This window comes from Pseudomonas sp. P5_B2 (genome assembly GCF_056400445.1).
Genome location: NZ_JBFULH010000125.1, coordinates 1 through 10946, shown reverse-complemented (window position 1 = coordinate 10946; position 10946 = coordinate 1). Strand labels below are relative to the sequence as shown.

General features: G+C 58.9%; 9 protein-coding genes. 2 read left to right on the top strand and 7 right to left on the bottom strand.

Annotation, left to right across the window (positions count from 1 at the left end):
* From AC1DRJ_RS12795 to AC1DRJ_RS12780, 4 genes are all read right to left on the bottom strand, one after another.
* A partial coding sequence (locus tag AC1DRJ_RS12795; protein WP_477802469.1) for an OprD family outer membrane porin occupies nt 1-354 on the bottom strand: 354 nt, incomplete at its 3' end.
* Nucleotides 355-704: 350 nt separating this feature from the next.
* Nucleotides 705-2165 carry an efflux RND transporter outer membrane subunit EmhC gene (gene emhC / locus AC1DRJ_RS12790; protein WP_477802468.1) on the bottom strand — a complete coding sequence of 487 codons (1461 nt, stop codon included), beginning with the start codon at nt 2163-2165 and terminating at the stop codon, nt 705-707.
* Complete coding sequence (emhB, locus tag AC1DRJ_RS12785) at nt 2162-5329, bottom strand: efflux RND transporter permease subunit EmhB (protein ID WP_477802467.1); 3168 nt, start codon at nt 5327-5329, stop codon at nt 2162-2164. The genes emhC and emhB overlap by 4 nt, the downstream gene beginning before the upstream one ends.
* Nucleotides 5330-5332: 3 nt before the next feature.
* Nucleotides 5333-6490, bottom strand: coding sequence for an efflux RND transporter periplasmic adaptor subunit (locus tag AC1DRJ_RS12780; protein ID WP_477802466.1), 1158 nt, complete (start codon nt 6488-6490; stop codon nt 5333-5335).
* Between the two features lie 265 nt (nt 6491-6755).
* Here AC1DRJ_RS12780 and emhR point away from each other — a divergent pair, with 265 nt between their 5' ends.
* Nucleotides 6756-7388, top strand: coding sequence for an efflux system transcriptional repressor EmhR (emhR, locus tag AC1DRJ_RS12775; protein WP_477802465.1), 633 nt, complete (start codon nt 6756-6758; stop codon nt 7386-7388).
* 191 nt (nt 7389-7579) lie between these two features.
* On the opposite strand, the gene AC1DRJ_RS12770 is transcribed toward emhR, so the two are convergent.
* Genes AC1DRJ_RS12770 through AC1DRJ_RS12760 form a run of 3 tightly spaced genes read right to left on the bottom strand, consistent with a single transcriptional unit; the run spans nt 7580 to nt 10155 of the window.
* Entirely contained in the window at nt 7580-8629 is a 1050-nt protein-coding gene (locus AC1DRJ_RS12770) for an alkene reductase (protein WP_477802464.1), read from the bottom strand.
* 22 nt (nt 8630-8651) lie between these two features.
* Nucleotides 8652-9818, bottom strand: coding sequence for an MFS transporter (locus AC1DRJ_RS12765; protein ID WP_027925597.1), 1167 nt, complete (start codon nt 9816-9818; stop codon nt 8652-8654).
* A gap of 34 nt (nt 9819-9852) precedes the next feature.
* Nucleotides 9853-10155, bottom strand: coding sequence for an ArsR/SmtB family transcription factor (locus tag AC1DRJ_RS12760; protein WP_046029399.1), 303 nt, complete (start codon nt 10153-10155; stop codon nt 9853-9855).
* Nucleotides 10156-10326: 171 nt separating this feature from the next.
* Here AC1DRJ_RS12760 and AC1DRJ_RS12755 point away from each other — a divergent pair, with 171 nt between their 5' ends.
* Complete coding sequence (locus AC1DRJ_RS12755) at nt 10327-10905, top strand: acyl carrier protein phosphodiesterase (protein WP_477802463.1); 579 nt, start codon at nt 10327-10329, stop codon at nt 10903-10905.
* Nucleotides 10906-10946 lie beyond the last annotated feature (41 nt).

Below are 10946 nucleotides of genomic sequence, written 5' to 3'. Positions count from 1 at the left end.
GTCATCGACTGGGTCGCCGTCGCTGCCAACCGGCAGCAGCCCGGTGCCGCGCGTGCCTTTRCCGCCATCGAGTTTGATCGACAATAGGCCCAGCGCATCGACGCCAAAACCCACCGGACCTTGAGTGAACCCGGACTTGGTGTCGAGGATGAAGCTCTGGGTCCACTCCTCGGCCTTGCTTTGAGGGTTGGTCGGGTTGGTGAAATTGCGGTTGATGTAGAAGTTACGCAGGTTGAGCGTGGCCTTGGCACCTTCGACGAAACCTGATTCCTCGGCTTGGGCGGGGAGGGCCGCAGAGGCCACAGCAATGGCAATCAGGCCGGGAAAAAAATACTGCGCGGAGGAAGGCGTCATGGGCTTGGGTCTCTCTAATTTTTGGGGATGAAACAGGGCGCTGCCGCAACGTCGGGTTGCAGGCAAAAGAACGGATTAATTAAACGCAGCGAAGTCAGCCGGACAGGGCAGGGCGCGGAGGCATAGGGGTGAACCTGATGTTGTTGGTCTTGTGCGGAGGATGGTGCGGGGAATGTACTAGATAGTTCAATTGGCGAAAGCGGGAATTGGGCGATTATCGAACGTAAGTTTTGGTCAAGGTTTTGTGTTGTCTGTTGCGGCCTCTTCGTCGGAACGCCTAGTCACCACACTTTTTCAGCAGCCAACAAAAAGCCCACCAAAAGGTGGGCTTCATTGTTTTCACTGCGCTATCAGAACAACTTCATCTTCGGCGCTTCTTCATTTAGTGGTTCGACCTTGGCGGTCTGCTGATTCCAGCCGCCACCCAAGGCTTTGTACAGGTTGACCGCACTGACCAGTTGCGCCAGACGGTCGGTGATCAACACTTGTTGAGCGTTGAACAGCTGACGCTGGGCATCGAGGAAGGTCAGGTTGCTGTCGACACCAATGAGGTAACGACGCTGGGCCAGACGGTAGTACTCCTGGTTGGCGGTGACGAAGTCACGCTGCGCCTGCAACTGGTCGGTGTAGGTTCGGCGGGCAGCCAGCCCATCGGCGACCTCCTGGAAGGCCGTTTGAATGGACTTCTCGTAGTTCGCCACGCCGATGTCTTTCTGGATTTTCGAGTAATCCAGGCTGGCGCGCAGGCTGCCAGCGTTGAAGATCGGCAAGTTGATCTGCGGCTGGAACAACCAAGTGCCCGAACCGCCCTTGAACAGACCGGACAAGTCCGGGCTCAGGGTGCCGGCGTTGGCTGTCAGGCTGATGCTCGGGAAGAACGCAGCCCGTGCCGCGCCGATGTTGGCGTTGGCGGCCTTGAGGTTGTATTCCGCCTGGAGAATGTCCGGACGACGTTGCAGCAAGTCCGATGGCAGGCCGGCTGGTACGTCGCTGAGCAAATCGTCAGACAGCGGCTTGGCGGCTTGCAGGTTGGCCGGGATGCCAGTGCCGAGCAGCAGCACCAGACTGTTTTCATCCTGAGCGACCTGACGTGTGTACTTCGCCAGCTGCGCCCGGGCGTTTTCCACCGAGGTCCGCGACTGGGCGACGTCCAGCGCCGATGCCACACCGACTTCGGCACTGCGCGCGGTGAGCTTGTAACTCTCCTCGAACGCACCGAGGGTGTCCTGGGTGACTTTCAGCAGTTCCTTGTCGGCTTGCCAGGCCAGGTAGGCGTTGGCGACGTTGGCCACCAGGCTGATCTGCGTGCTGCGTCGACCTTCTTCCGTAGCGAAGTACTGTTGCAGCGCTTCTTCGCTGAGGCTGCGAACCCGACCAAACAGGTCGAGTTCATAGGCGCTGATACCGACCGTGGCCGAGTAGGCACTGACGATACCTGACTCGCCGGTCTGCGAAGAGTTTGCCGGAACGCGCTGGCGGTTACCGCTGCCATTGGCCGATACGGCCGGGAACAGGTCGGCACGCTGGATGCGATATTGAGCCGCAAAGGCGTCGATGTTCAGCGCCGCGACACGCAGGTCACGGTTGTTTTCCAGTGCGACCTGAATCAGCTGTTGCAGTGCCGGGTCATGGAAAAACTGCTTCCAGCCTTGCTCCGCCGCAGCCTGGCTCGGCGCCTGGGCCGGCGAATATGCCGGGCCCTGCGGGTATTGGCCTGCCACCGGTGCCGCAGGCTGCTGATAATCGGGTATCAGCGAGCAACCACTCAGCACAAACGCGGCGACAGCTAGGGAAAGTAGCGACTTGCTCATTGGCCAGCCTCTTTAGGAGTTTCAGTGGCGTCATCCTGGTCGACTATCTTTTTACGCTGACCGATGGACGACACGGTGACGAAGAACAGTGGGACCCAGAAGACCGCCAGAACGGTGGCGGTGATCATACCGCCAATCACTCCGGTGCCGATGGCATGCTGGCTACCCGAACCTGCACCGGTGGAAATGGCCAGTGGCACCACACCCAGGACGAAAGCGAGCGAGGTCATGATGATCGGTCGCAAACGCATCCGGCTGGCTTCAATCGCTGCATCGCGCAGGCTGCGCCCTTGCTCATGCAGTTCCTTTGCAAATTCGACAATCAGAATGGCGTTTTTCGCCGCCAGGCCGATGGTCGTCAACAGGCCCACCTGGAAATACACATCGTTGGACAAACCGCGCAGGCTGGTCGCCATCAATGCACCGATGATCCCCAAAGGCACCACCAGCATCACCGCAATCGGGATAGACCAGCTTTCATATAGCGCCGCCAGACACAGGAACACCATCAGCAGCGACAACGCGTACAGCGCTGGCGCTTGCGAACCGGACAACCGTTCCTCGTACGACAGGCCGGTCCAGGAAATACCGACACYCGCTGGCAGTTTGGCTGCAAGGGCTTCGACTTCGGCCATGGCTTCACCAGTGGAATAGCCCGGCGCCGGGGAGCCGAGGATTTCCATCGCTTCTACGCCGTTGTAACGGGCCAGCTTCGGCGATCCGTAAATCCATTCACCCTTGGCAAACGCTGTGAACGGAACCATGGTGCCGACGCTGTTGCGCACATACCATTTCTTCAGGTCTTCAGGACTCATGCGCGAGCCAGGCTGGCCTTGTACGTAAACCTTCTTCACTCGACCACGGTCGATGAAGTCGTTGACGTAGCTACTGCCCAGCGCGATCGACAGGGTGTTGTTGATGTCGGCGATGGTAATGCCCAGGGCACTGGCCTTCTCGTCATCGATTTCCAGTTGGTATTGCGGTTCATCGTTCAGGCCGTTCGGACGCACCTGAGTCAGAATCTTGCTTTGCGCGGCCATACCGAGGAACTGGTTGCGTGCTTGCATCAGTTTTTCGTGACCGATACCGGCGCGGTCCTGAAGGAACACGTCGAAACCGGTGGCGTTACCCAGTTCCAGTACCGCCGGTGGCGCGAAGGCAAACACCATGGCATCACGGAAGGTGAAGAAGTGCTGCTGGGCACGGGCCGCCACCTTGAACACGTTGTTGTCGGCGTTACGTTCGTCCCATGGGCGGAGCATGATGAACGCCATACCCGAACTCTGGCCACGACCGGCGAAGTTGAAGCCGGTCACGGTAAACACAGAGTTCACTGCATCGCCTTCACCGCCATCCTTGCTCGGACGCAACAGGAATTCACGCATCTCGTCCACGACCACTTGGGTGCGCTGGGCGGTTGAGCCGGCCGGTGTCTGCACCTGGGCGAACAGTACACCCTGGTCTTCTTCCGGCAGGAACGCCGTAGGGATGCGGGTGAACAGCCAGATCATGCCGACTATGATGATGAGGTAGGCCAACAGGTACGGCGCCTTGTGCGCGAGCATGCTGCCCACGCCGCGCTCGTAGCGTTTGACGCCCCGGTCGAAGTTGCGGTTGAACCAGCCGAAGAAGCCGCGCTTGGGTACGCCGTGCTCACCCTTGGGAATGGGCTTGAGCATAGTGGCGCAGAGCGCCGGAGTGAAGATTAGTGCAACCAGTACCGACAAGGCCATGGCCGAGACGATGGTGATCGAGAACTGCTTGTAAATCACACCAGTGGAGCCGCTGAAGAACGCCATTGGCAGCAGAACCGCCGACAGCACCAGAGCGATACCCACCAATGCGCCCTGGATCTGGCCCATGGATTTCTTGGTGGCTTCCTTGGGCGACAGGCCTTCTTCACTCATCACCCGTTCGACGTTTTCCACCACAACGATGGCGTCGTCCACCAGCAAGCCAATGGCCAGGACCATACCGAACATGGTCAGGGTGTTGATGCTGAAACCGGCTGCCGCGAGGATGCCGAACGTACCCAGCAACACCACCGGCACGGTCATCGTGGTGATGATGGTGGCGCGGAAGTTTTGCAGGAACAGGAACATCACCAGGAACACCAGTGCGACAGCTTCGACCAAGGTGTGAACCACGCCTTTGATCGACTCGGTCACCACTGGAGTGGTGTCGTACGGGAACACCACTTCCATCCCTTCCGGGAAGAACGGCTTGAGGCTGTCGATAGTCTTGCGCAGTGCTGTGGCGGTATCCAGAGCGTTAGCGCCAGTGGCCAGCTTTACGGCCAGACCGGAAGCCGGGGCGCCGTTGAACTGGGCATTGATGCTGTAGTTTTCACCACCCAGACCGACGTCAGCGACATCTTTCAAGCGAACCTGAGAGCCGTCCTTGTTGACCTTGAGCAGGATTTTGTTGAATTGCTCAGCGGTCTGCAGGCGGGTCTTGCCGATGATCGTTGCGTTCAGCTGTGTGTCGGGCAGGGCAGGCAAGCCGCCAAGCTGGCCGGACGACACCTGGACGTTCTGTGCGGCGATGGCGGTTTTGACATCGATCGGGGTCAAGTTGTAGTTGTTCAACTTGGCCGGATCGAGCCAGATACGCATGGCGTACTGGGAGCCGAACACCTGGAAGTCACCCACACCGGCCGTCCGCGAGATCGGGTCCTGCATGTTCGACACGATGTAGTTCGACAGGTCGTCCTTGGTCATGCTRCCGTCACGCGAAACCACGCCGATCACCAACAGGAAGTTCTTCACTGCCTTAGTGACGCGGATGCCTTGCTGCTGCACCTCTTGCGGCAGCAACGGAGTGGCCAGGTTCAGTTTGTTCTGGACTTGGACCTGTGCGGTATCGGAGTTGGTGCCTTGCTCGAAGGTCGCGGTGATGGTCATGGTGCCATCGGAGTTACTTTCCGAGGACACATAACGCAAGTGGTCGATACCGTTGAGCTGTTGCTCGATCACCTGCACCACGGTGTCTTGTACCGTTTGTGCCGAAGCACCCGGGTAGGCCACGGAGATGGCAATCGCAGGAGGTGCAATGCTCGGGTATTGGTTGATCGGCAGCTTGAGGATCGATAGAGCACCGACCAACATGATCACCAGGGCTATCACCCAGGCGAAAATCGGASGGTCGATAAAAAATTTCGACATGGGTTACTCCCCTTTGCCGCTGGAAGCTTTGTCAGCTGCCTGTGCGGGGGAAGGGTTCTTTACGCCAACGTTAGTCGCTTCAGTGGCTTTGACTTCGACGCCAGGCTTGACGAATTGCAGCCCTTCGGTAATCAGGCGATCGCCTGCCTTYAGGCCGTCCTCGATCAACCATTGGCTTCCGACGGTGCGGTTGGCCTTGAGCTGACGCAGTTCGACCTTGTTGTCAGGGCCGACGACCAATGCAGTCGGCGTGCCTTTAAGGTCGCGCGTTACGCCTTGTTGCGGCGCCAGAATCGCTGCGGCGTTCACACCGGCCTGCAACTGGGCGTGTACGAACATGCCCGGCAGAAGGGTGTGCTCAGGGTTCGGGAACACGGCACGCAGGGTGACGGAACCGGTGGTTTGGTCGACCGAGATTTCGGAGAACTCAAGCTTGCCGTCCAGCTTGTACTGGCTGCCGTCTTCGAGGGTCAGCTTGACCGCCGCCGAGTTGTCGCCGGCCTTTTGCAGACGACCGCTTTCCAGTTCGCGGCGCAGTTGCAGCAATTCCACAGAGGACTGGGTCACGTCGACATAGATCGGGTCTATTTGCTGGATCACCGCCATCGGATCGGCTTGGCCGCTGGTGACCAGCGCGCCTTCGGTCACGTTCGAACGACCGATACGACCGGTCAGCGGTGCGTAAACCTTGGTGTAGCGCACGTTGATCTGGGCGGTTTGCAGGGCGGCTTCCGATTGCATCCGGTTGGCCACGGCTGTGTCGTATTCCTGACGGCTCACCGCTTGTTCGGCGACCAGTTGCTTGTAGCGGTCGGAGATCGACTTGGTCTGTTGCAGGTTGGCTTCTGCACTTTTCAACGTGGCGTCATACACCGATGAATCGATCTGATACAGCTGCTGGCCAAGCTTGACGTCGCCGCCTTCCTTGAACATGCGCTTGAGAATGATGCCGTTCACCTGAGGGCGAACTTCGGCGATGCGGTAGGCGCTGGTACGGCCTGGCAGGTCGGATGTCAGGGTGAAGGCTTGGGTTTTCAGAGTGACAACGCCGACCTGAGGAGGCGGTGCGGCTGGTGCGGCTTCTTCCTTTTTGCATCCGCTGAGCAGCGATGCCAAGGCGACGGCGGTGACCAGAGCGGTAACAGCTGGCTTGAATTGCATGAAAATCCTCGGGTCAGGCGCGCAAAATGCGCACGAGAAAGGTGGAAAGGTAAAAATGGGGTGCTGAGTGGATAAGTAGCTTGCTAAGGAATATACTTACGTTCATGGTTGTTTGTAAACACCTAGGCTGCGTATCCACTTCACTACAAAAGCCGTTCAAAGGATTGAATTGTAAGACGGGGACGGCGCCCAAGAGCGTTCGCTCCACTTTTATTCAGCTGATGTTCAGACATCGCTGAAGCATCCTGATTGAGGTTTTACTGCCATGGTCCGTCGTACCAAAGAGGAAGCTCAAGAAACCCGCAGCCAAATACTCGAAGCGGCAGAGAAAGCCTTTTATGAAAGGGGCGTGGCGCGCACGACACTGGCGGACATCGCTACCTTGGCCGGGGTGACTCGCGGTGCTATCTATTGGCATTTCAGCAACAAGGCCGATCTGGTGCAGGCCATGCTCGATACCTTGCATGAGCCACTGGATGAAATGGCCAGGGCCAGTGAAAGCGAAGATGAACTCGATCCGCTCGGCTGCATGCGCAAGTTGCTGATTCATTTGTTTCATCAAGTTGCTCTGGACCCGAAAACTCGACGCATAAATGAGATTTTGTTTCATAAGTGCGAATTCACCGATGAAATGTGCGACCTGCGCCAGCAGCGCCGAACGGTCAGCCTGGATTGCAACTTGCGAATCAGCCTGGCCCTGAGTAATGCCGTGAATCGGGGGCAAATGCCCGAAGACCTCGACACGGCTCGCGCTGCCATCAGCCTGCATGCGTATATCGATGGCATCCTGTATCAGTGGCTGCTGGCGCCCGACAGTTTTCAACTGCACGCCGACGCCGAGCGTTGGGTGGAGACCGGGCTGGACATGCTGCGCTTGAGCCCAAGCCTGCGCAAATGAAACAAAAGCGTACGACTGATTGCATGGGGTGCTTTTATATACGGACGCTCGCCAGGATGACAGGTAGTGAACCACGTATTTTGTAGGGATTTTGTGTCTTGGGTGTGAATGAGTGCGAGCAAATCACTCGAAAACCAAAAAGCCCCGGCTCTCAGGAGTCGGGGCTTTTTTGCATTTTCGGTATTTAACGCTTACATCACCGGGTAGTCGATGTAACCCACCGGGCCTTTGCCGTAGAACAGCTCAGGACGCGCTTCGTTCAACGGCGCATCGGCCTTCAAACGAGCAGGCAAGTCCGGGTTGGCAATGAACGGCACGCCAAAGGCGACCGCATCGGCCTTGCCGCTGGCCAGCCAGGCATTGGCGCTGTCCTTGGTGAAGCGTTCGTTGGCGATGTACGGGCCGCCGAAGGCTTCCTTCAATTGTGGGCCAAGGCTGTCGCCGGCTTCTTTCTCGCGCGAGCAGATGAACGCGATACCACGCTTGCCCAGTTCGCGAGCGACGTAGGTGAAGGTTTCGGCAAGGTTGTCGTCGCCCATGTCATGGGAGTCGGCGCGCGGTGCCAGGTGTACACCAACGCGGCCGGCGCCCCAGACTTCGATGGCCGCGTCGGTCACTTCCAGCAGCAGGCGTGCACGGTTTTCCAGGGAGCCGCCGTAGTGGTCGGTGCGCTGGTTGGTGCTGCTTTGCAGGAACTGGTCGAGCAGGTAACCGTTGGCGCCATGGATTTCCACACCGTCAAAACCTGCGGCCTTGGCGTTCTCGGCGCCGGTGCGATAGGCGTCGATGATGTCGGCGATTTCAGCGGTTTCCAGAGCACGCGGGGTAGGGTAATCCGCCAATGGGCGAACCAGGCTGACGTGACCTTTTGGCTGGATGGCGCTAGGTGCGACCGGCGCTTCGCCGTTCAGATACGAGGTGTGAGACACCCGGCCGACGTGCCACAGTTGCAGGAAAATCTTGCCGCCCGCGCCGTGAATGGCTTTGGTCACGTTAGCCCAGCCGCGGACCTGATCGTTGGACCAGATGCCCGGGGTGTCCGGGTAGCCGACGCCCATTGGCGTGACCGAGGTGGCTTCGCTGAGAATCAGGCCGGCGGAAGCGCGCTGGACGTAGTACTCGGCCATCAGCGCGTTCGGCACGCGGCCTTCGTCGGCGCGGCAGCGGGTCAGGGGCGCCATGATGATGCGGTTGGCCAACTCGATGTCGCCCAGTTTGATCGGATCGAAAATAGTCGTCATTTAATACAACCCTCGTGAGGTATCAGTGGGTAGCAGGAGCCAGTTCGGGATTACCGCTCTGACGGAAAGTAATCAGGGTCACCAGCAAGGCGAGTACCGCCAGTGCGGCGGCCGCGAGTGGCACGCTGGTCAGGCCGAAGCCGTGGGCGATGACGCTGCCGCCGACCCAGGCACCGAGTGCGTTGCCGATGTTGAAAGCGCCGATGTTCAAGGTCGACACCAGGTTCGGAGCCGCTTTGCCAAAGGTCACCACGTTCACTTGCAAGGCAGGGACTGCGGCAAAACATGCGGTCGCCCAGAGAAACAGGGTGATTTCGGTCGGGATCAGCGCGACGCTGGTCCACGTCAGTACGGTGGACACCACCGCCATGCTGATGAACACGCCGATCAGCGTCGCGGCCATGCCTTTGTCCGCCAGTTTGCCGCCGATGATATTGCCGACGGTCAGACCCAGGCCGATGAGCATCAGGGTCCAGGTCACGCCACGTGGCGAGACACCGGTGACTTCGCCCAGCAGCGGCGCGACGTAGGTAAACAGGGTGAAGACCGAAGCGGCGAACAGCGCAGTCATGCTCAGGGACAACCAGATCCCGGCGCCTTTGAGTGCGGCCAGTTCCGCACGCATGTCGAGTTTTTCTTCATCGCGCTTGGCCGGCAGGAAGCGGATCAGGCCGATCAAGGCAATCACACCAATCACTGTCACGGCCCAGAAGGTCGAACGCCAGCCGGCTTGCTGACCGAGCGCGGTGCCCAAGGGAACGCCGAGCACGTTGGCCAGAGTCAGACCGGTGAACATCAGGGCCACGGCCGAAGCGCGTTTGTTGGCCGGTACCAGGCCTGCTGCCACCACTGAACCGATACCGAAGAAGGCACCGTGGCAGAGGGCCGTGACGACTCGCGCAAACATCAACACGTTGTAGTCACTGGCCAGCGCGCAGAGCAGGTTGCCGATAATGAAAATACCCATCAACGCAACCAGTGCAGCCTTGCGCGGTAGCCGGGCGGTGGCCAGTGCCATGAACGGTGCCCCGATGGCCACACCCAGGGCGTAACCGGTCACCAGCCAGCCGGCGCCGGGGATCGACACGCCGAGGTCCGCCGCCACGTCGGGCAGCAGACCCATGATGACGAACTCGGTGGTGCCGATGGCGAAGGCGCTCAAGGCCAGTATGAGAAGCGAGAGGGGCATTGTTAATTCCTTGTCGGCTGACTGACGTTAAGGGTCAGAGCTCTTTACTGAAGGTCTTGAGGAATTCCTGGATGGTTTCCTCATTACGTTTGAAAAAATGCCACTGGCCGACTTTGCGGCTGCTGATCAGGCCGGCGCGTTGCAGGGTCGCCAGGTGCGCGGACACCGTGGACTGCGACAAGCCGCAACGTTGATCGATCTGCCCGGCGCAAACGCCGTGCTCGTTGCTGTGGGACTGGTCAGGGAATTCGACAGTCGGGTCTTTGAGCCAGTGCAGGATTTCTCGCCGTACTGGGTGTGCCAGGGCTTTTATTATTTCGTCGAGGTCGAGGTTCATGGCTTGGGAGCTCGTGATGAGTAAAACGCTATATCGCGATGAGGCGAACTTTAAATCGTTATTTCGCGATATACCAATATGATTTTGCTCTGACGACCGCATAAATCGGTATATCGGGTTATAACGATACGTTGATGTAAAGAAACAAAGGTGCAGTGCTAAGCTGCGCCCATGAACTATCTCGCACATCTTCACCTCGGTGGCCAGCGTCCCGGTCAATTGCTCGGCAGTCTGTATGGCGATTTCRTCAAAGGACGGCTGCAAGGGCAATACGATCCCGAAATTGAGGCGGCCATCCAGCTTCATCGCAGCATCGACGTGTTTACCGACCGCCACCCGTTGGTGGATGTTTCGTTGTCGCGGTTTTCCATGACACGCCGGCGCTACGCCGGGATCGTGCTCGACGTGTTTTTCGACCACTGTCTGGCACGAGACTGGACGCTGTACGCCGACCGGCCACTGGAACTGTTCACCTCAGATGTTTACCGGGTGCTGACGGCCGAGACGCAATTGCCCGAGCGCCTGGCGAAGATCGCGCCACACATGGTGGCGAATGACTGGTTGGGGTCGTATCAGGAATTTGAAGTGCTGGAGCAGGTGCTGCGGGGGATTTCGCGACGGTTGACCCGACCTGAGGAACTGGCGGGGGCGATGCAGGAATTGCGGGTGTTGTATGAGCCGTTGAGCGAAGACTTCAGGCTTTTCTATCCGCAGCTTCAGACCTTTGCCCAACACTACCTGACAACATAAACCTAATGTGGGAGCGGGCTTGCTCGCGAAAGCGGTGTGTC